This is a genomic window from Streptomyces sp. NPDC002788 (genome assembly GCF_053592115.1).
The window spans coordinates 317,332-338,064 of sequence record NZ_JBSFVB010000002.1 but is presented as its reverse complement, the minus strand read 5'-3'; the positions used below and the strand labels follow the sequence as shown (position 1 = coordinate 338,064).

General features: G+C 71.6%; 13 protein-coding genes and 1 pseudogene. 2 read left to right on the top strand and 12 right to left on the bottom strand.

Translation table 11 applies throughout. From position 1 onward, the window contains the following. Window positions 1–11: 11 nt before the first annotated feature. The 11 genes and pseudogenes from ACWD1U_RS04765 to ACWD1U_RS04715 all read right to left on the bottom strand — a co-directional run bounded on the left by ACWD1U_RS04765 (window position 12) and on the right by ACWD1U_RS04715 (window position 14,629). Complete coding sequence (locus ACWD1U_RS04765; protein WP_451104421.1) at window positions 12–1,508, bottom strand: D-ribitol-5-phosphate cytidylyltransferase; 1,497 nt, start codon at window positions 1,506–1,508, stop codon at window positions 12–14. 946 nt (window positions 1,509–2,454) lie between these two features. After that, window positions 2,455–4,005, bottom strand: a complete 1,551-nt coding sequence (locus ACWD1U_RS04760) for an alkaline phosphatase D family protein (protein WP_451104419.1) — start codon at window positions 4,003–4,005, stop codon at window positions 2,455–2,457. 169 nt (window positions 4,006–4,174) lie between these two features. Further along, entirely contained in the window at window positions 4,175–5,680 is a 1,506-nt protein-coding gene (locus ACWD1U_RS04755; RefSeq protein ID WP_451104417.1) for an FG-GAP-like repeat-containing protein, read from the bottom strand. A 173-nt stretch (window positions 5,681–5,853) separates the two neighbouring features. Then, window positions 5,854–7,290, bottom strand: a complete 1,437-nt coding sequence (obgE, locus tag ACWD1U_RS04750; protein ID WP_451104416.1) for a GTPase ObgE — start codon at window positions 7,288–7,290, stop codon at window positions 5,854–5,856. 112 nt (window positions 7,291–7,402) lie between these two features. Then, entirely contained in the window at window positions 7,403–7,657 is a 255-nt protein-coding gene (gene rpmA, locus ACWD1U_RS04745) for a 50S ribosomal protein L27 (RefSeq protein WP_010041940.1), read from the bottom strand. A gap of 14 nt (window positions 7,658–7,671) precedes the next feature. Beyond that, window positions 7,672–7,992 carry a 50S ribosomal protein L21 gene (gene rplU / locus ACWD1U_RS04740; RefSeq protein ID WP_003990208.1) on the bottom strand — a complete coding sequence of 107 codons (321 nt, stop codon included), beginning with the start codon at window positions 7,990–7,992 and terminating at the stop codon, window positions 7,672–7,674. Window positions 7,993–8,257: 265 nt separating this feature from the next. Continuing rightward, window positions 8,258–12,379: an Rne/Rng family ribonuclease gene (locus tag ACWD1U_RS04735; protein WP_451104413.1), complete on the bottom strand. Its 4,122-nt coding sequence runs from the start codon at window positions 12,377–12,379 to the stop codon at window positions 8,258–8,260. A 259-nt stretch (window positions 12,380–12,638) separates the two neighbouring features. Next, window positions 12,639–13,421, bottom strand: a complete 783-nt coding sequence (locus ACWD1U_RS04730; RefSeq protein WP_451104412.1) for a TIGR03936 family radical SAM-associated protein — start codon at window positions 13,419–13,421, stop codon at window positions 12,639–12,641. 48 nt (window positions 13,422–13,469) lie between these two features. Then, window positions 13,470–13,742, bottom strand: a pseudogene (locus ACWD1U_RS04725) (hypothetical protein); the annotation flags it as partial. Window positions 13,743–13,919: 177 nt separating this feature from the next. Then, window positions 13,920–14,399, bottom strand: a complete 480-nt coding sequence (locus ACWD1U_RS04720; protein WP_451104410.1) for an N-acetyltransferase family protein — start codon at window positions 14,397–14,399, stop codon at window positions 13,920–13,922. Continuing rightward, complete coding sequence (locus tag ACWD1U_RS04715; protein WP_451104408.1) at window positions 14,399–14,629, bottom strand: helix-turn-helix domain-containing protein; 231 nt, start codon at window positions 14,627–14,629, stop codon at window positions 14,399–14,401. Before ACWD1U_RS04715 ends, ACWD1U_RS04720 begins: the two co-directional genes overlap by 1 nt. 171 nt (window positions 14,630–14,800) lie before the next feature. Here ACWD1U_RS04715 and ACWD1U_RS04710 point away from each other — a divergent pair, with 171 nt between their 5' ends. Then, window positions 14,801–15,490 (top strand): GAF and ANTAR domain-containing protein, encoded by a 690-nt coding sequence (locus ACWD1U_RS04710; RefSeq protein ID WP_451104406.1) that lies wholly within the window; start codon window positions 14,801–14,803, stop codon window positions 15,488–15,490. A 95-nt stretch (window positions 15,491–15,585) separates the two neighbouring features. Here ACWD1U_RS04710 and ACWD1U_RS04705 read toward each other — a convergent pair whose 3' ends face one another. Further along, window positions 15,586–19,257 carry a LamG-like jellyroll fold domain-containing protein gene (locus tag ACWD1U_RS04705; protein WP_451104404.1) on the bottom strand — a complete coding sequence of 1,224 codons (3,672 nt, stop codon included), beginning with the start codon at window positions 19,255–19,257 and terminating at the stop codon, window positions 15,586–15,588. A gap of 341 nt (window positions 19,258–19,598) precedes the next feature. On the opposite strand from ACWD1U_RS04705, the gene ACWD1U_RS04700 reads away from it, so the two are divergent. Continuing rightward, complete coding sequence (locus ACWD1U_RS04700; protein WP_451104402.1) at window positions 19,599–20,621, top strand: LacI family DNA-binding transcriptional regulator; 1,023 nt, start codon at window positions 19,599–19,601, stop codon at window positions 20,619–20,621. The last annotated feature ends 112 nt before the right edge of the window (window positions 20,622–20,733 follow it).

Here is a 20,733-nt window from a genome sequence, read left to right as displayed (position 1 = left end):
GGCGCCAATTATTACACGCCGTCCTGCCGGTCCAGGACCGAGGCCAAGGCCTGCTCGAAACCGGAGGCCCGGGCCGCGCCGGCCGTCGGGTCCTGCTGCCGGACGTCGATGACGTGGCCGGTCAGCTCGGACAGCAGCACGTCGAGCGAGGTGCGGGCCACGGCCTCGGAGGACAGCAGCGAGCCTGCGGGCTCCTGGCCGAAAGCCTTGGTGCGCATCGGGGTGGCGGTGCGCTCGGGGTTGATGCAGTTGACGCGGACGCCGTCGCCGGCCCACTCGTCGGACAGGGCCTGGGTGAGGTTCACCATGGCGGCCTTGGTGGAGGAGTAGAGGCTGTACTCGGCGCGACCCCGGGTGTAGCTGCTGGAGGTGTACAGCAGCAGTTGGCCCTTGGTCTCGGACAGGTACTTGTACGACGACCGGGCGATCTGCACCGGGGCCAGGTAGTTGACCTTCAGCGCCTCCTCGATGGTGGCGTTGTCGGTCTCGGCGAGCTTGCCTATGCGCAGCACGCCCGCGGTGTTCACCACGTAGTCGATGCGGCCGGTCTCGGCGTACGCCTTGGACAGGGCGTCGTCGACCTCCTCCGGGTTCTCCACGTGGGTGCCGGTGGTGGAGCGGCCGAGCGCGTAGACCTTGGCGCCGTAGGACTCGGCGAGTTCGGCGATGTCCTTGCCGATGCCGTAGGAGCCGCCGAAGACCACCATCGTCCTGCCGGTGAGGAGTTCGCGGTAGGCCGCTTCGGAGACCTGCTCGGGCGCGGCGGTCGAGGCGAGCTGGAAGAGCTTGTCGGCGATGAAGACGTCGACGGGCTGGGTGACCTTCATGTTGTACTCGTCACCCGCGACGACGTGGATCGGCACGTCCGGCAGGTACTTGAGCACGACGGAGCAGTCGTCGGTGGCCTGGAAGTTGGGGTCGCCGGCGGCGACCTCGTAGGCCCGCTTGATCGTGGACAGCTTGAAGGCCTGCGGCGTCTGGCCGCGGCGCAGCCGGGAGCGGTCCGGGATCTCGGTGATGAACTCGCCGTCCTCGCCGTGCGTGCGCGTGACGATGATGGTGTCGGCGGAGGGGATGGCCACGTCGACGGCCTGGTAGCGCTCCAGCGCGGTGACGCAGTCGTCGATGACGCGCTGCGACAGCAGGGGGCGCACGGCGTCGTGGAAGAGGACGTTCGCGTCCTCGCCCTCGGCCAGGCCCTCGCCCAGGGCCGAGATGGCGCGCTCGGTGGTCTCGTTCCGGGTGGAGCCGCCCTCGATGACCTTCGAGACCTTCTTGAATCCGGCCTTCGCGACAATCTTCTCGATGTCGGGCACATAACCCGGCGCCATCAGCACGATGATGTCGTCGATCGAGTCGGCGTTCTCGAAGGTGGTCAGGGTGTGCTCGATGACTGCCTTGCCGGCGATCTTCAGCAGCTGCTTGGGGATCGACAGACCCACGCGCTGACCGGTGCCACCGGCCAGGATCACTGCGGTGGTACGGGGCTTGGCTATGTGCTGGGACACAGGTGACCTACCTTGGGGCGACAGGGAACTTCGAAATGGTCCCACTTGTGGTTACCGCAGTGCAAGGTGAGCGACCTCTGACGCATATGTGCGCGCAACCTGTCATTCACCTCCCACCCCTGGTGATTGGTGAGACGGCTGCGCGGGCCCCGAGTAAATGCGCTGTGAGTAACTCCACAGTGTCTCAGCGATGTCGGAGCCGCTTGAGACAGCGGTGACCGAGGACCTTCACGAGTTCCTTGGACGATGTCTGGTGCACGGTACGCGCTTTGCCGGTGCCCCGGGTGCGCGGTGCGGCCGGCAGCAGCGCCGGTTCGCCGGTGACCCGCACGCCGAGTCCCTCGATCCGCCGCGTGGCCTCGGCGCCGATCGCGGCGACGCCGGGCCCGGCCCAGCGCGGTGGCGGATCCTCACGCCCCCGGGCGCCGGGCTGCCCGCGTTCTTCCTCTGCATGGCCGCGTCGCCACGGATAAGTGGCGAATGCAGCTCGTCCGGCGGCTCATTGCCGCGGAATTCCCGGTCAAGATTCCGCAGCATTTCGGTCTCGACGAGAGTAAGGGGTCCTCGACCATGAGCGTCCGGTCAGGTCGCGTGGTCTGGTGCCGTGCATCGCAAGGCGAGGCGCGGTGCCAGGCCGCGCGACCCGGGCGGGCACAGTGCAAGGACCCCTGATGGAGCGAGTCGCCGCGTCCGGAATGGGCCGCAGGAGTTCGTCCGCAAGTCCGAGGAGCGCTTCGAGGGTGCGCAGAACGCCGCCACCGGACTGCTCGGCGGTCCGGGCGGCGGTCGCCTCACGCCGTACTCCGGCATCGCCTCTTCGGCGAAACACCCCCTGGACGGCCGTGGTCCCGGTCCCCTGCGGCCGATCCGCGGCAGGCGGGACTTCGGGGCAGCGGAGCCCGGGACCCCGATGGGTCCCGGGCTCGCGCGCCGTCCGGGAAGGGCGTCAGACGACCTCGACGCCGGGACGGCCCGCCTCGACCCTCAGCCGGGCCAGCGTGCTCGGCGCCGAGGTCGGCTGCCGCACGGTGTCGACCACCCTCACCTGCGCGTCGATTCCGCCGCGGCCGATGTCGAAGAGGTGGTAGCCGCGGTGCGCGTCGAGCAGCTTCCAGTGCGGGTTGTCCGGGCGCCTCGGGTCCCACTCCCTGCGGAAGGCCGCCTGGTCCTGGTCGCCGTTGCTGGAGATGGAGGTGCCCACGAACTCGGCGCCGACGACCGCGGAGTCCGGGTCGGCGTAGTCCTCCTTGAGGTCGCTGATCATCGTCAGGTGCCGGTCGCCGGAGAGCACGACCGGGTTGCGGACGTGCTTGAACTCCTCCATGAACCGGTTGCGTTCGGCCTGGTAGCCGTCCCAGGCGTCGTAGAACCAGAGCTTGCCCTCGCCGACCTTGAGGTCCGTCTCCGCCATCATGATCTGGGAGGCGATCAGGTTCCAGCGGGCCGGCGAGTCCTGCAGCCCGTCGAGCAGCCACCGCTTCTGCCGCGCACCCAGCATGGTCAGGGACGGGTCCTGGGCCCCGGCCTGGCTGGTGGCCTGGTCGCTGCGGTACTGCCGGGTGTCCAGGACGTTGAGCCGGGCCAGGCGGCCGAACTCCAGACGGCGGTACATCCGGATGTGCGGGCCGTTCGGGACGGCGGCGGCCCGGACCGGCATGTGCTCGTAGAACGCCTGGTAGGCCGCGGTCAGCCGGGCCACGAACGCGTCGTGCGGCTGCTTGCCCGGGTCCTGCGGGATCTCCCCGGCGAAGTCGTTGTCCACCTCGTGGTCGTCGAAGGTCACCACGAAGGGCGCGTTCGCGTGCATCGACGCGAGGTCCGGGTCGGTGCGGTACTGCGCGTACCGGTTGCGGTACTGGACGAGGCTGAAGGGCTCACCGGTCCCCTCGTGCCGCCGCACGCCCGTCGCCGAGGGCGTGGACTCGTAGATGTAGTCACCGACGAACACCACGACATCCGGGTCCTGCTCCAGCATGTCAGCGTATGGCGTGAAATAGCCGTGCTGCCAGTTCTGGCAGGACGCCAGGGCCACGCGCAGGGAGCCGCCGGAGCTGTAGGGGTGGGCCGCGGTGCGGGTGCGGCCCACGGGCGAGAGCTGTCCGCTGGTGCGGAAGCGGTACCAGTAGGCACGGTCCGGGCGCAGGCCCCGTACGTCCACGTGAACACTGTGCCCGTACTCGGGCCGGGCCTGGGCGGTGCCCCGGCGGACGAGCTTTCTGAACCGGTGATCCTCCGCGACCTGCCACTCCACGGGCACCACCCGGTCCGGCATGCCGCCGCCGTTCAGCGGGTCCGGGGCGAGCCGGGTCCACAGCACGACGCCGTCCGGCAGCGGGTCGCCCGAGGAGACGCCGAGGCTGAACACCCCGTCGGGCAGCGGTGTCTCGGCCGCGTGCGCGGCGGCCGGAACCCACAGCTGTGCGGAGGCCGCGGCGCCGAGCACCGCGGCGCCGGCGCTCAGAAAGCGGCGTCGGTCGGGGGATACTGCTCCGGTCATCGGCTGACTCCCTTACCTCGCTGGCCACTTGGACACCTGGGAAGCTTCACGCTCGCGGGCGGTCCGCCCGCTGAACGTCGGGGTTCACGTACATGACAACTAGGCAGACAAAAGAAGACCCGCCGCCAGCGCTGGAACAAGCCTTTGCCGGGGCGGGTCTGACGGGTGATCAGTAAGCGAGACCTGTGCCCAGGCGGGCGCCCGTCGCAGTCGTGCCGAGGAGGGTGTTGCCGAAGGTCGTCGTGGCGTTCGGGCTCACGACGGTGGTCGGGCCGGACCTGAAGTACCACACGGACCCGGCGTTGCCGTTCTCCCCCGGCGCGCCGACGGCCAGGTCGGCCAGGCCGTCGTGGTCGGCGTCGGCAAGGTGGACGGCCCTGCCGAACGCGTCGCCCTGCTCGGCGGCGCCCGGCACGTTGGGCGTGTTCTGCGTGACCACCTTCGCGCCTGCGCCGGTGAGCCCGCGCGCGGTGCCGGGCAGCACGACGACGGCTCCCGCGTCGGCCACACTGCCCAGGTTCTCACCGGGCAGCCCGGTCACCACGTCCGGGTATCCGTCGCCGTTGACGTCGGCGATTTGGACGTCGGTGCCGAAGCCGTCGCCCGCCTCGGCGTTGCCCGGCGCGCCGGGGCTGTCCTGGTCGAGGTGCTCGGCCTTCACACCGTCGGGCCCTTCCGGGCCGCCCGGGATCCACGTGACCCGGCCGCCCTTGGCGGCGGGGGTGTCGAGGTCGCTGTCGTACCCGTCGACGGCCCGGCCGACCACGATGTCGTCGTAGCCGTCCCGGTCGACGTCCCCTATGTCGAGGCCCTCGCCGCCCTGGAGCCGGTACCCGTCGCCGCCCTGCACGGTGATGTACGGCTTGAGTCCCTGCTTGGTGCCCAGCCAGTACACGACGCGGCGGGCGTCGAACTCGTCGCCGTCGTGCTGGGTGGCGGCCACGTCCGTGACACCGTCGCCGTTGACGCCGCCGGTGGCCAGGTCGAGGTAGCGGGTGTCGAACTCGTCCGTCACGAGCTGCTCGCCGTGGCCCGTGGAGGCGTCCCGGGGGAACGGGCCTTTCAGCACGCGCAGATCGAACTGGTTCTCCACGGTCACCAGGTCCTCGGCACCGTCGCCGTTGGTGTCCCCTGCGGTCAGGCGCCCCTTGCTGCCGAGCCGGTCGTAGGCCTTCCCGGTGGCCAGGACGGCCCCGCCGGACAGGCCCTGCGCACCGCCCCACAGGACCTCGATGAGTCCGGACTCCTCACCGCCGTCGGCCGTGTCCTCGCTTCCCACGCCGACCACCAGGTCCGCGTACCCGTCGCGGTCGAGGTCGGCGGTGGTGAGCGCGCTGCCGAACGCGTCGTCCGTCTCGGGGCTGCCGGGCACGCCGGCCGCGCTCTGGCTCAGGACCTGCCTCGTCGTGGTGTTCAGCCCGTTCTTCGAGCCGTAGACCACGGCGACGTAGCCGGCGCCCTTCTTCCCGCCGACGGTCGCGGCCGGGGCGGCGACCGCCAGGTCGGCGTAGCCGTCGCCGTTGAAGTCGTCGTGGAGCTTCGCCGCGCCGGCCGAGGTGCCGGGGGCGGCGTCGGCGGCGTGCGCGGCCACCGGGGCGGTGCCGGCCGCGACGACGGCGACGACCGCCGCGACTCCGACTCGCCCGATCCTGCGCTTGCTCTTGGACTGGGGCACGTGAACTCCGGTGATTCGCCGGCGATTGCAACGCGGCGAGGAACAAGATCCTCATCCGCGCTGCCCCGTACGACTCACCGCGATACGACTTGGTTGCCTTGGGGTCCGTTGCGAATGCGCTCTCCGTCGTCCGGCGGGCCGGAGCCGTCCGACCCGCCGGACCTACGAACCGGTCAGAACGGCTCGAAGTCGTCGAACTCCTGCTGCGCCTCGTCCCGCTCGGCCTGCCGGTCCCTGCGGCGCTGCGCGGCCGGCCGCGCCTCCTCCAACCGGTGGTCCTCACCGCGTCGGCCGAGCATCTCGGCCCCGGCCATCACGGACGGCTCCCAGTCGAACACCACGGCGTTCTCCTCGGGACCGATGGCGACACCGTCTCCACCCCGGGCGCCCGCCTTCATCAGCTCCTGCTCGACGCCGAGCCGATTGAGCCGGTCCGCCAGGTATCCGACCGCCTCGTCGTTGTTGAAGTCGGTCTGCCGCACCCAGCGCTCGGGCTTCTCACCCCGGACCCGGAACAGGCCGTCGGCCTCACGCGTCACGGTGAAGCCGGTGTCGTCCACGGCCTTGGGCCGGATCACGATCCGCGTCGCCTCTTCCTTCGGCTTCGCGGCCCGCGCCTTCGCCACGAACTCCGCGAGCGCGTACGACAGTTCCTTCAGCCCCAGGTGCGCAACGGCCGACACCTCGAACACGCGGTACCCGCGCGCCTCCAGGTCGGGCCGCACCATGTCGGCCAGGTCCTTGCCGTCCGGCACGTCGATCTTGTTCAGGACGACGATCCGCGGCCGGTTGTCCAGCCCGCCGTACTGCCGCAGCTCCTCCTCGATGATGTCGAGGTCGGAGACCGGGTCGCGGTCCGACTCCAGCGTCGCGGTGTCCAGGACGTGCACCAGCACACTGCACCGCTCCACGTGCCGCAGGAACTCCAGCCCCAAACCCTTGCCCTGACTGGCCCCGGGGATCAGCCCGGGCACGTCGGCGATCGTGTACACCGTCGAACCGGCCGTCACGACACCGAGGTTCGGCACGAGCGTGGTGAAGGGGTAGTCGGCGATCTTCGGCTTGGCGGCGCTCAGCACCGAGATCAGCGATGACTTGCCGGCGCTCGGGTATCCGACGAGCGCCACGTCGGCGACGGTCTTCAGCTCCAGGACGATGTCCCGCAGGTCCCCCGGCTCGCCGAGCAGCGCGAACCCGGGCGCCTTGCGCCGGGCGGAGGCCAGCGCCGCGTTGCCGAGCCCGCCCCGGCCGCCCTGCGCGGCGACGTAGGACGTGCCGTGCCCGACCAGGTCGGCGAGGACGTTGCCCGCCTTGTCCAGCACCACCGTGCCGTCCGGCACCGGCAGGATCAGGTCCTGCCCGTCCTTGCCGAAGCGGTTGCCGCCCTCGCCGGGCTTGCCGTTGGTGGCCTTGCGGTGCGGGGAGTGGTGGTAGTCGAGGAGCGTGGTGACGGACTGGTCGACGGTGAGGATCACGTCGCCGCCACGGCCGCCGTTGCCGCCGTCCGGGCCGCCCAGCGGCTTGAACTTCTCACGGTGGACGGAGGCACAGCCGTGGCCTCCGCTACCCGCGGCGACATGCAGCTCGACGCGGTCCACGAAGGTGGTCATGGTGTGTGCCTCCAGTGATGTACGGGTCGTACGGGTTGTTCTCTGCGTAACACGCGAAAGGCGGACCCGCTTCCCGTGAGGGAAGTGAGGTCCGCCTCGCGAAAGTCTCCGGTCAGGCGACCGGAACGATGTTCACGACCTTGCGGCCACGGTGGGTGCCGAACTGCACCGAACCGGCCTGCAGAGCGAACAGCGTGTCGTCGCCGCCACGGCCGACGCCGGCGCCCGGGTGGAAGTGGGTGCCACGCTGGCGGACCAGGATCTCACCCGCGTTGACGACCTGACCGCCGAAGCGCTTCACGCCGAGCCGCTGGGCGTTGGAGTCGCGACCGTTCCGGGTGGACGATGCGCCCTTCTTGTGTGCCATTTCTCCTCAGTCCCTTACTTCGCAGCCGTGGGGATCTCAGTGACCTTGATCGCCGTGTACTGCTGGCGGTGGCCCTGGCGACGGCGGTAACCGGTCTTGTTCTTGTAGCGCAGAATGTCGATCTTCTGGCCCTTGTGGTGGTCCACGACCTCGGCCTGGACCTTGATGCCGGCCAGCACCCACGGGTCGCTGGTCACGGCGTCGCCGTCGACAACGAGCAGGGTCGAGAGCTCGACCGTGTCGCCAACCTTGGCAGTGGAAATCTTGTCAACCTCAACGATGTCGCCGACAGCAACCTTGTGCTGGCGACCACCGCTGCGCACGATGGCGTACACGCGGAACTCACTCTCTCGCTCGGGAAACGGCACCCCCGCAGGCCAGCCGCCCGACGGAACGGGCAGCCTCTCCTGGGCGCCCGGCGCCCGGAGGATGAGGTTTACGGGGATGTGACGTGTCAGTCGACACGCCGACGGTCAAGGTTACGGGGCTGCGGCCGAAGGGGTCAAACCGAGCCGGGCCCACCACCTGTGCGACCGGTCACGCCGGCCGCGTCCGCCGGGGCGTGCGCAGGGTTCACGCACGCCCCGGCGGACGTCGATGTCAGCCCTCGTCGGTGGAGGCCGTGACGGAGGGCAGGGACTGCTCCGCCGCCACCGTCTTCTTCGACGCGGTCTTCTTGGCGGCGGTCTTGGTGGTCTTCGCCGCCTTCTTGGCCGTCGTCTTCTTGGCCGCGGTCTTCTTCGCCGCGGTCTTCTTGGTGACGGCCGTCTTGGTGGCGGCCTTCTTCGCCGTGGCCTTCTTGGCCGTCTTGCGGGCCGTCCTCTTGGCCGGGGCCGACTCCTCGGCGGCCTCCCCCGTGGCCACGCCCTCCGCCGCGGCGGCCTCGGGGGCCTCCTCGGACGCGGCCGACGGGACGACCACGACGGCCGCCTCCTCGGACGCGGTGGACGCGGTGGGCTTGCGCACGGCGCGGCGCCGTGGACGGGCCGGGGCGGCACTCTCGGCGGGCGCCTCGGCGGCCGGCTCGGGCTGTTCGACCTGCTCGGGCGCCTCGGTGACCGCGGGCGCGGCCTCGGAGATCGTCACCACGGTCGCCTCCGCACCCGCCGGGGAACCGGCCGGAGCGGACACCTTGCGCGTCGCCCGCCGACGGCCACGGCCCTGGGGCGCTGCCTCCTCGGCGGCCGGGGCCGCTTCGCCGGCGACCGGGGCAGGGGCCTCGACCACCGGGTCCTCGACGGCCATCGGCTCGGCCTGCGCCTCGGCGGCCGTCTCCGGCTGCACCGGGCGGGCGGCCTCCTGCTCGGCCGTCACGTCCTGAGCCGTCGGCACCTCGGCCTGCCCGGCCCTGGCCTTGCCCCGCTTGGCCCGGTCCTTGCCCTGCTCCTCGTTCGGCTCCGCCGCCTCACCGCGCGGGGAACCCGCCGGAGCCGACGCCCGCCGGCTCGCCCGGCGCCGCGTCCGCCCGCGCGTGGCCGCGGCCTCCGCCTCGGCGGCGCTGCTGTACAGCTCCTCGTCGGGCTCGAAGGACGGCTCGGGCAGTGCGACCGGCTCGGCGACCTCGGCGACGATCTCCGCCTCGGCCTCCGCCTCCTGCTCGGCGGTCTCGACGGCCGCCTCGTGGACGTGCGGCTGCTCATCGGCACCGGCGCGCGCACGCTTCTTGCGCTTGCCGCCGCCTCCGGGGGCCGTCGGCTGCTCCATGTGCACGATGACACCGCGCCCGTTGCAGTGGACGCAGGTCTCGGAGAACGACTCCAGCAGCCCCTGCCCGACGCGCTTGCGGGTCATCTGCACGAGCCCCAGCGAGGTCACCTCGGCGACCTGGTGCTTCGTACGGTCGCGGCCCAGGCATTCGAGCAGGCGCCGCAGCACCAGGTCCCGGTTGGACTCCAGCACCATGTCGATGAAGTCGATGACGATGATGCCGCCGAGGTCGCGCAGCCGCAGCTGGCGGACGATCTCCTCGGCCGCCTCCAGGTTGTTCCTGGTGACGGTCTCCTCGAGGTTGCCGCCCTGACCGGTGAACTTGCCGGTGTTGACGTCGACGACGACCATCGCCTCGGTCCGGTCGATCACCAGCGAACCGCCGCTGGGCAGCCAGACCTTGCGGTCGAGGGCCTTGGCGAGCTGCTCGTCGATCCGGTACGTGGCGAAGACGTCGACCTCGGAGGTCCACTTCTGCAGCCGCTCGGCGAGGTCGGGCGCGACGTGCGAGACGTAGCCGTGGATGGTCGACCAGGCCTCGTCGCCGCTGACGACGACCTTGGTGAAGTCCTCGTTGAAGATGTCGCGCACGACCCGGACGGTCATGTCCGGCTCGCCGTAGAGCAGGGTCGGCGCGTTGCCGTTCTTGGCCTTCTTCTGGATGTCCTCCCACTGCCGCTGCAGCCGCTCGACGTCGCGGCGCAGCTCGTCCTCGCTCGCGCCCTCGGCGGCGGTGCGCACGATGACGCCCGCGTCCTCGGGGACGATCTTCTTGAGGATCGTCTTCAGCCGGGCCCGCTCGGTGTCGGGCAGCTTGCGGCTGATGCCGGTCATGGAGCCCTCGGGGACGTACACGAGGTAGCGGCCCGGGAGGGAGACCTGGCTGGTCAGACGGGCGCCCTTGTGCCCGATGGGGTCCTTCGTCACCTGGACGAGCACGGGCTGCCCGGACTTCAGGGCGGACTCGATGCGCCGCGGCCCGTGGCCCATGCCGAGCGCCTCGAAGTTGACCTCACCGGCGTACAGGACGGCGTTGCGGCCCTTGCCGATGTCGATGAAGGCGGCCTCCATCGACGGCAGCACGTTCTGCACCTTGCCGAGGTAGACGTTGCCGACGTACGAGGTCGACTGCTCCTTGTTGACGTAGTGCTCGACGAGCACGTCGTCCTCGAGGACGCCGATCTGCGTACGGTCTCCGTGCTGGCGGACGACCATCACACGCTCGACGGCCTCGCGCCGGGCCAGGAACTCCGCCTCGGTGATGATCGGGACGCGTCGGCGGCCCTGCTCGCGGCCTTCGCGGCGGCGCTGCTTCTTGGCCTCCAGACGGGTCGAGCCCTTGATGGACTGCACCTCGTCGGACGGCTCGGCCTTGGGGCGGGGCTCGCGGACCTTGACGACCGTGCGCTCCGGGTCGTCGTCGGAGGGCTCGGGCTCGACGCCGGAGTCACCGGCACGGCGACGGCGGCGACGGCGACGGCGGCTGCTGCTGGAGCCACCCCCGCCGGCCGACTCGTCGCGGTCGTCCTCGGAGTCCTCCTGGTCCTCGTCGGCGGTGTCCTCGTCGTCCTGCGCGGCGGCCTGCTCGGACTCGGCGTCCGTGGTCGCGCCGTCCTCGGCGTCGGACTCGGCGGACTCGCCGCGCCGGCGGCGGCGACCGCCGCGGCGGCGGCGACGGCGCGAGCCGCTGCCGTCGGACTCGTCCAGGTCCTCGCCGTCGGCCTGGTCGTCGGCGGAGTCCTCGGACTCGTCCGTCTCGTCCTCGGCGGACTCGGCGGTCCGGGCCGCGGGGGCCTCGGTGGCCTGGGCCTCGGTCTCCTCACCGGAGCCCCGGCGCCGGCGGCGGCGACGCGACCCGGCGGGCTGCTCCTCGCGGGCCTCCTCGACCTGTGCGGAGTCCTCGGTCTCCTCGGGCTCGTCGGCTCCGGCCGCCTCGGCGGCCGCGGCTGCGGCGGCCCGCTCCGGCGTCTGGAACTGCGGCTCGGTGAACACGGGCGCCTGGAAGAGGGCGACAGCGGGCCGCGCCGGACGCGCCGTCGACTCGCTGTCACCGTCAGCCGTGTCGGCGGCAGCGGCGGATTTGGGGACCCTCTTCGCGGACTTCGCGGGCCGGGCAGGCTCGGCGAAGCCGCTGGCGGCCCGGCGGACGGCCCGGCGACGGCGACGCGGAGCGGCGTCTTCGGCAGGTTCGGCGGCCTCGTCGGCCTGGGCCACGCGGGCGGGCTCGGGGGCAGGGGTCTCAGCGGGCTCGGCAGCGGCGGTCTCGGCGGCAACGGCCTCAAACGCGCGGGCGGGCTCGGGGGCAGGGGTCTCGGTCACGGGGGCCTCCGCCTCCTCGGCGTTCCCTTCCACGGGGGCCCCGGCGGGCGCGGACACCCGTCGCGAGGCACGTCGGCGGGTCCGACGCGGAGCAGCGTCCTCGGCGGCGGCCTCGGCACCGTCGTCGGCGGCAGCCGGCTCGGAGCCGCTCGCCGCGGTCTTCACGGCCTCGGCCTCCGCCTCGGCCGGAGCCGCGGCAGGCGCGGTGACACTGCGCGTGGCCCGCCGCCGGGTACGCCGGGGAGCGGCGTCCTCGGAGACGGCGGGCGTGGACTCCTCCGCCTGCTCCGGCGCCTCGGTGACGGCCGGAGCACCGGCGGTCGCCGGGACCACGGTCTCGGCGGCGTCCGCGGCCGCCGGGGTCCCGGCAGGCGCGGAGGCGCGGCGCACCGCGCGCCGCCGCTTGGGAGCGGCCGGCGCGACGTCTTCGGCAGCGGCCTCGGGGTTCTCTTCCACCTCGGCGGCGGCTTCCTCGACCTCGTCGCTCTCCACGCCGTCGGCCGCGAGTTCGGCGGCCTCAGCGGCCGGTATGGCCGACGCGACGGTCTCCGCCGACGCGTCTGAGGAGGCGCCGGCGGGGGGACCCGCGGGGCGGGACGCGGCACGGCGCCGCCGGCGGGGCGGCAGGGTGTCGCTGGGGGTGTTGTTCTCTTCGGAGCCCGTGGAGGACTCTGCGGATTCGGTCGGTTCGAGCATGCGGGTGTATCTCCCGTCAGGCTCCCGGGCGCCGCGCCTGGTCCGGCGATGCCGGTGACGTCCGCGGCTCGCGCTGTGCGCGTCGCCGCCGTCCGGGGCGCGGGCGCCGCACGGGAGCTCTCCGTGTCCTGTCTCGCCGGTTCCGTACGCCGAATGCGTACGGCCTGGCGAAAGTCTTCTGGGCGGTGCGCTGCCCGACCCAGGTGGCTCCCGAGTCCGAGGGCGGCGCTACGACGTCCGTCCCTACGCGGAACCTTCCTTACGCCGGCGCCGTCGCGGCGGCAGTCACTTCGGCCGTTGTGGGGGCCTCGGCTGCCTCGCGGTCGGGCGCGAGCGGGTCGGTCACCGTGCCGGTCTCTTCATCGAACAGCCCCTGCGCCAGCCTGGTCACCGCTGCGGGGACCGGCGGCGCCAGGTCGGCCACGGCGCGGAGACCGGACAGGACGTCGTCGGGTCGTACGGCAGGCGTCACGTGCCGAACAACCAGCCGCAGTATCGCACAGGGCTGGTCGGTCGGCCTATCAGCCTGGGAACTGTGTGTTTCCGAGAGGTCGCGCGTCTCCAGGCTCGCGACGGCGGAGCGGGCGTCGAAGGTGCGGACGCCGTTCTTGGCGAGGCGCTGGACCTCGACGGTCTCCGCCGCGTTGAAGGCGTCCGCCGCTCGGCGGGCCTCCTCCTGCGACACGCCGTCCAGCCGCAGCTCCCAGACGGAAGCCGTCAGCCGGTCGGCGAGCCCCGAGGTACGGGCCTCGACCGCCTCGACGATGTCGAGCCCGGCGGGCATCGAGTCGTCGAGGAGAACCCTGAGCTGCTCCGGGTCGCGCGGCGCGGTGAGCGCGATCTCCAGGTACTCCGCCTCACTGCCCGTGCCGGTGGGTGCGGCATTGGCGTACGACACCTTCGGGTGCGGTGTGAAGCCGGCCGAGTAGGCCATCGGCACCTCGGCACGGCGCAACGCACGCTCGAAGGCGCGCTGGAAGTCACGGTGGCTGGTGAACCGGAGGCGGCCGCGCTTGGTGTAGCGCAGTCGGATGCGCTGCACCGCGGGTGCGGGCGGCGGGCCTTCGGGCTGTCGCTTGCCCAGTGTCGTTCAGTCCTTCGTGAGAGCGGTCGTACTGATACCAAGAGTACGTGCCTCGCGTCCCGATGGTTCCCCGAGGTCGACGGGCCGGGGCTGCCGCGCCTCGCCGAAAAGCATCCGCCGGAAGCCGGCGCGTGCCTGCCGTACGGACTCCCGGGCGGAGGCCAGCGCCTGCCGGGTGGCCCGTCCGACGCTGCGGGCGGCCTCGGCGGCGGGGCGCAGGACGGTGTCCCGTACGACGTGACCGAGGGGCGTCAGCACGCCGCGGTACACCCACCGCAGCGACGGCGAGGCAGCCCTCGGGCGCCTCCGGCTCGCGCCGGGCAGGCGGTTCGGCGGGCCGCTGGTGCGGATCGACCCGCGGCTCGGAACCCTCGCCTGACGGTTTTTCCAGGTCCATACCGTCGTAGACGCCTCAGCGGCCCGTCCGGATCCAGCTCCGCACGGTCGTCATACGCCTCACGTACCTGCGAGGTGCGCCTGCAGCAGCCGCGGCGACTCCTGGAAGCCGCAGCGGGCGTAGGCGGGGATCGCCCGGGAACTCGAGTGCACGGTCACCCGCTCGAGACCGAGCTCCCGGGCTCCGTCCAGGACCGTCCGGATGAGCCGCCCGCCGAGTTTGCCGTCGCGCGCCTCGGGTACGACGTACACGCACTGCACGTCGCCGGAGGTCCGCCGCGGCGCCCGCGGTGCGGGGACCCGCTGCACCACGGCCAGCCAGGCCATGCCGATGACCACGCCGTCGCGCACCAGCACCACGCACCGGTGCGACGCGGCGTTGCGCCGCGCCCAGGTGACGAAGTGCCGCACGAAGTCCTCGCGTTCGCCGCCGGGCTCGCCGCTGGTCTCGTCGCCGTTCTCCACGAGCCAGTCCCACCGGAGTGCGGCCACGGCGGTCAGGTCGCGGGGCCGGGCCGGGCGGATGGTGATGGTCTCCATCAGGGGATTGTCCGGTCCCCGGACCCGTCCGTCTCCCACCGAAGGAGATCTCCCGGCTGGCACTCCAGCACCTCGCACAGAGCGGCCAGGGTCGAGAAGCGGACCGCCTTGGCGCGGCCGTTCTTGAGGACGGCCAGGTTGGCGGGGGTGATGCCGACGCGTTCCGCCAGCTCACCCACGGACATCTTGCGCCTGGCCAGCATGACGTCGATGTCGACGGCGATCGGCATCAGATGACCTCTTCCAGCTCGGCCCGCATCCGGCCCCACTCCTTCGATCGAACGGCGATGGAAATCTATCGAAACTCGATAGATCGGGCACGTGGGCGTTCTCCCGGAAGCGCACGGCACATGGCACGGTGGCAGGAGACACGCCGAGCATGCGGACCGAGGAGGACGACAGTGGACTGGCGCGTGTTCGCACAGGAGATGGCCTCCATGGCGCGTGACCTGCTGTCCCAGGACTCGGTCGGCGCCACTCTGGAGCGCATCACCGGCTCGGCCACGGAACTGGTGGAGGGATGCGACGCGGCCGGCATCCTCCTCCTGCACGGCGACCGCGTGGAGACGCTCGCCCCCACCCACGACCTGGTCGTCGAGAGCGACCGGCTCCAGGAGAGCCTCGCGGAGGGCCCCTGCTTCGACGCCGCCCGCACCAGTACCGGGGAGCGGGTGTTCCGCATCGCCGACTTCACCGACGAGCAGACCCGCTGGCCCTCGTACGCCGTACGGGCCAAGGCACTGGGCGTGGGCAGCATGATGGGCTTCCTGCTGTACACCGAGGACGAGGACCTCGGCGCGCTCAATCTCTACTCCCGCCGGCCGGGATCCTTCTCGCAGGACAGCGAGACCGCCGGCTGGCTGCTGGCCTCGCACGCGGCCGTCGCCTTCTCCAGCGCCCGCAGTCACGCCCAGATGGAGCAGGCCATGGCCACCCGCCACCTCGTCGGTGAGGCCATGGGCATCCTCATGGGCAGACACCGCGTCACCGAGGAGCAGGCCTTCGACGTGCTGCGCCGCTACTCGCAGGAGAACAACATCAAGCTCCGCGAGGTCGCCCGGCGGGTCTGCGAGCAGGGCGGCCTGACCTGACGGCTCCCCCAGCACACATTCTGAACTGGGGGAACCTGGCCGGGCCGGCCCCCCGGGGGGAGCGTCACCGACTCGGCCTGTTCAGCGGGTCCCCCTCAGGACCGGCCTCTCACCTCCCGTTTCTCCCGCGCGTAGGGCGCGACCGTGATCCGGTCGATCAGCGGGGCGTAGCGGGAGCGGAGCAGCACCCCGGGGAAGGTGTCCGAGGCGTAGGTGCTGCCGTCGAAATTCGGCAGTTCCTCGGAGCGGAAGGCGATCGTGTTCTTCCCCTTCCTCAGGTGCACCGGGACGGTCAGCTCCCAGAAGTTGTTCCGGTGGAAGGTGTGCGGGAAGCCGACGCGCTGCGTTTTTCCGCCGTTGACGCGGAGGTCGGCGTGGCGGGCGAGCGGGTCGGGGTTGTAGTGGGTGGCCTCGGACTGCTCCGGGTTGGAGTAGCGGATGCGCAGCGCGTGCAGCCCGGGCCGGTCGGCCGTGACGGTGAACGTGGCGGTGTTGCCGTTGCCGGGATCCCCGCCGATGCCAGTGATCGCCGTGCCGGCGGTGGCCAGCGAGAGCGGGGCGAGCGTGGCCGAGCCCGCCAGCCGGGCGTCCCCCGCCTCATAGGTGCGGGTCGGCAGTGTGCCCTCGGTCGGGGTGACTGCCAGGCGGTCGACGAGGGTCGTGGCGGCGCCTGCGGTCACCGTCACCTTGTTGACGCCGCCGGAGAGGGAGACCGCCGCGCTGCTCCGGTTCTTGCCCAGACGCAGGACGTCGTGCCCGTTGACGGCGAGCCGGGCGCCCGTGCCGCCGAGGGTGTCGACGTCGAGGGTGGCCTCGCGGTCGGCCGGTGAGTAGACCCAGAACGTGGCGGTCTGGCCCTTGGCGAGCCGGGCCGCGCCCGAGCCGGTTGCCGCCTTCTTCGGCGGGTCGTAGACCGGGCGTGCCCCGCCGGCCAGCCACGCCAGCTCGCCCTCGTACACCTGCGCGCCGGCCGAGGCCCCCGGGAGGGAGAGGGTGAGCCGGTCGACGATGGCGTCACCCTTGGTGGCGCGCTTGCCGTCGAGGCTCTTGGCGGCGAGCGTCAGGGTGTGCTTGCCCTTGGTGAGCTTCACCTCGGTGTCGGTGTGGTCCCAGACGACCCACTTGTAGCCGAGCGGCAGGTACAGCTCCTGCTCGCTGTCGGCCTTGCCGTCGACGCGCAGGAAGACGTTGGTGGGGCCCTGCTCCTCGACCTTGTCGAAGGTGTTGAGGGAGTTGGCGAAGACGCTCAGGTCGTAGGTGCCGTCCTCGGGCACGTCGACGGTGAAGTCGAGCGTGACGTCCGAGCCGGTGCGCAGACCGCCCACGTCGTAGCGGCCGGAGGTGTAGAACTTCGACACGTCGCGCGGCGAGCCCTCCGGGCCGTTCTTCGACCAGCCGGAGCCGGTGTGCGCGGCGTCCTCCGCCTCGTAGGAGCCCTGCCAGCGCACGGGCGGGGACTGCGTGGCCTTCGCCTCGCCGGCCGGGCTGAGGACGATCTCGTAGGCCGAGGACTCCTTCAGCCGCGGCAGCGCGCCGTCACCGAAGTCGACGACGACCGTGCCGTCGGCGCCGACCTCAAGGTTCTGCTCGGCGAGCAGCTTCGGGCCGGAGTGGTCGCCGATCTGGCCGCTCCACTCGATCTCCCGCACCCAGGCGTGCACCCGGTCCCCGAAGAGCTTCTTCGGGACGCCCGCGAAGGTGACGTGCCCCTTGCCGGTGGAGCCGCCGAAGATCAGCCGGGACTGCTTCTTCTTCTCGTCGAGGGTGGCGACGCCCTGCATCGTGTAGTTCTCGCCCGGGAACGGCGGGGTCACCTTCACCGTGTGGCCGCTCATCGAGGCGTAGGAGTTCAGGAGCCACCACTGGCCGTTGCCGCGGCCCGACTGCACCGCGGAGTCGGACAGGTTGCCGTCGATGTTCCAGTACGCGATGTCGGCGTCGACCTTGGACTCCTCGATCGCGGACACCCACTGGATCATCTGGCCGGGGACCGAGGTGTGGTAGTTGAAGGCGTACTCGTTGATGTTGACGGGTAGGCGTGTGCCTTCGCGGTCGGTGCCCCGGAACAGGTCCTTCTCCCAGGCCCGGTACTTGGCGACGCTCTGCCGCACCGCCTCCGGGTGGCTCAGCTCGTGCCAGGTGATGACGTCCGGCAGGGTGCCCGCGGCCAGGGTGTGGGTGAGGAAGCCCTTCACCTGGTCGTACAGGACGCTGGTGTTGGGTCCGGCGATGCGGGCGTCGGGCATCTTGCCCTTGATGAGCTGGTAAGCGTCGTCCCAGGCGGCGAAGAAGGCGTGGGGGTCGTTGAGCCAGCTGACCTTGTCGTAGCTCCACTCGCCGGTGCCGAACATGTTACCCTCGGGCTCGTTGAAGGGCACGAAGACGATGTTGTCCTGGTACTGCTCCGGCAGCTTCAGGACCTGGTCGACCTGCTCGGCGATCTTCTCCTTGTAGAGCTTGAGCTTCTCCTCGGGGCTGTCGCCCGGCCACTGGTAGGGGAAGCCGCGGTGGATGTCCGTCATGTAGATGTACACGTCGCCGTCGGTGGAGTCGGCGAGCGGCTTGACCACTTCCAGGGCGTCGGCACCGGGGTGCTGCGGGCCGTCCTGCGCCTTGGTGGAGACCGTGCGCAGGCCCATGCCCTCGATGAGGTTGTTGGTGGGGACGTCCGGCCCGTACACGCCGTAGAGGGTGCCGGAGGCGCCGCCGTGGAACGCGCCGGTGTCCGAGCCGAGGTCGACGGTGAGCTGTCCCTCGCGGACCACGGTGACGGTGGCCTTCACCGCGCGTCCGGCCGCGGTCCCGGCGACCGCGAACGTCCCCGGCTGCGCGTACTTCCCGGACGGTACGGCGTCCCAGGTGACGGGCGTGTCGCGGTCGTAGCCGTCGGAGAAGGAGGCCCGGACTGCGGCGGGCAGGGACGGGGCGGTCCCGGTGGTGGTACGGACCTCGAAGGACGTCCGTGAGAGCTCCTGGACGGTCGGCACGGCACCGACCGTACCGGCCACCTGTTCGGCGCTCAGGGCCGAGTGCCAGACGGTGAAGTCGTCGATCGCGCCCTTGAGCAGTGGGTCCGGGTAGAGCGACTTGCCTATGTAGCCGGCGGCGGTGGCCGAACCGTCCAGCAGCTCCCCGGCCTTGATGCCGGTCGCGGACGAGGAGACCGCCACGCCGTCGAGGTAGGTGGTGAGCCGGCCGGCTCCGGTGTCGAGGGTGACGGTGACCGTCCGCCACTCGTTCGCGGGCAGGCTCGCGTAGCCGCGGACCTGGGTCTCCCCACCGCCCCCTCCGGTGGTCACGGAGGTCTGGAAGAGCCCGTTGCTGTTGTTCGGGGTGGCGAAGAGGTACCTGGTGGTGTCGGTGCCAAGGTCGAAGATGCGCTGCCAGGGCGCCTTGTCTCCGCTCCACTTCACGCGGGCGGAGACGGTCAGGTCGGTGGCGCCGTCGAGCACGTGGCGGGGCAGGCGGACGTACGCGCCGTCGGAGGCGGGCGCGCCGCCGGGCAGGGCCAGGGCCTTGCCTCCGGCCGCGCCCGCGACCGCCTGGGCGGTGGAGCCGTTCACCAGGGTCGCCGTCTGACCGTTGCCGGAGCTGTCGGTGATCTTCCCGGAGGCGAGGTCGTCCTGGTCGAAGGTGTAGTGGGCGGCGGGTCGCGGCGCCTCGGCGGCGTGCGCGGGGGCGGCCGGCGCGGCCAGCAGGCCCGCGCCGAGGGTCAGCGCCACGGCGGCCGGGGACCGGCGTCGCGTGGGTCTGTCTGCGGATGGCATGGATGGCGTCCTCAGTCGTCGTGTGGCGGATTGCGCGTCGGCCGCTCGTCGAACCGGTTCGATCAAGGAATCACGCGGGCCAGGGGCACGGGTCGGGGTGGTGGGCACGGCGGCTTCAACGGATGAGCGCAAGAAGGTCTGCCCCCTGCGGCCTGGAGGGACGGATGCGTCGAACCGGTTCGGGAAGCTAGCACTGAGGCTCCCGGCCAGCAATCCCTTGGACACCGTCATCTTTCCGACCGTCGCGTCCGACCAGGGGAGTAGCGCACAGGTGTTGACAGGCGCCCGGGCAGTTCCTACCTTCCTGCCAAGCGAACCGGTTCGACGAGCTAGGAGTTGCCGTGAACATCGGTGAGATCGCCCGGCGGGCCGGTGTCTCACGGAGCACCGTGTCCTACGCGCTGAGCGGCAAGCGCCCGGTGTCGGAGGAGACCCGACGGAAGATTCAGCAGGTCGTCGACGAACTGGGCTACCGGCCCAGCGCCAGCGCCCGCGCCCTGGCCAACGGCCGGACCAGCACGATCGGCCTGGTCTTCCCGCCGGCCGGGAACCACTACACGGGCATGCAGCTGGACTTCATCGGCAGCGTGGTCGAGGCCGCCGCGGCCTACGACTACGACGTGCTGCTGTCACCCAGCGGAGTCGACAGCGACCGTTCCTTCCAGCGGCTGCTGGGGGAACGCCGGGTCGACGGCGCGATCATGATGGAGATCCGGCTGGAGGACGACCGGGTGGACCATCTGGCAGCCCTGGACTTCCCGTTCGTCGCCATCGGCCGCACCGCCCACCCGGAGGGCGGATGGTGGGTGGGCCTGGACCACACCGCGCTGGTGCAGGCCTGTGTACACCACCTCGCGGATCTCGGCCACCGCCGGATCGCCTTCGTCAACCGTCCCGAACAGCTCCTGCGGGCCGGGTACGAGTCGGCGCACCGCGGTCTGGACGGCTTCACCAAGGCCGCGGCCGAACGCGGGCTCACCGCCCGGACGTACTGCTGCGGGGACGACGCCGCGTCGGGCCAGGCATGCCTGGAGCGGATCCTGCACGACGACCCGGAGACCACCGCCCTGGTCACGCTCAACGAGGCCGCCCTGGGCGGCCTGTACCGAGGACTCGCCCGGGCGAGCCGCCATGTGCCGCGCGACTTCTCCGTCACCGGGGTGGTGGCGAGCCGGTGGGCGGAGACGGTGACCCCGCAGCTCACCGCGGCGGACGTGCCGGCGGAGGAGATGGGCCGTCGCGCCGTCGAACTCCTGGTGGAACGGCTGGACCAGCCCGACGCCCCCGCCCGGCACCATCTGCTGGCGCCCCCGATCTCCCTGCGGGCCAGCACCGGACCCGCCTCCGGCTCCCCGCAGCCCTGACCTCACCCCACTCCCCCACTCCCCCACTCCCTCACCCACCTTCTTCGAACAGGCACCCCTCACCGCCTCCGTTCGGCGTGCCCGTTTCTCCCCACGTCGCCCCTGCCACGGC

Excerpts from the sequence above, each read along its gene's own strand:
- ACWD1U_RS04760 (WP_451104419.1), bottom strand. The coding sequence starts at position 4,005 with ATGACCGGAGCAGTATCCCCCGACCGACGCCGCTTTCTGAGCGCCGGC.
- obgE (WP_451104416.1), bottom strand. The coding sequence starts at position 7,290 with ATGACCACCTTCGTGGACCGCGTCGAGCTGCATGTCGCCGCGGGTAGC.
- rpmA (WP_010041940.1), bottom strand. The coding sequence starts at position 7,657 with ATGGCACACAAGAAGGGCGCATCGTCCACCCGGAACGGTCGCGACTCC.
- ACWD1U_RS04735 (WP_451104413.1), bottom strand. The coding sequence starts at position 12,379 with ATGCTCGAACCGACCGAATCCGCAGAGTCCTCCACGGGCTCCGAAGAG.
- ACWD1U_RS04720 (WP_451104410.1), bottom strand. The coding sequence starts at position 14,399 with ATGGAGACCATCACCATCCGCCCGGCCCGGCCCCGCGACCTGACCGCC.
- ACWD1U_RS04715 (WP_451104408.1), bottom strand. The coding sequence starts at position 14,629 with ATGCCGATCGCCGTCGACATCGACGTCATGCTGGCCAGGCGCAAGATG.
- ACWD1U_RS04705 (WP_451104404.1), bottom strand. The coding sequence starts at position 19,257 with ATGCCATCCGCAGACAGACCCACGCGACGCCGGTCCCCGGCCGCCGTG.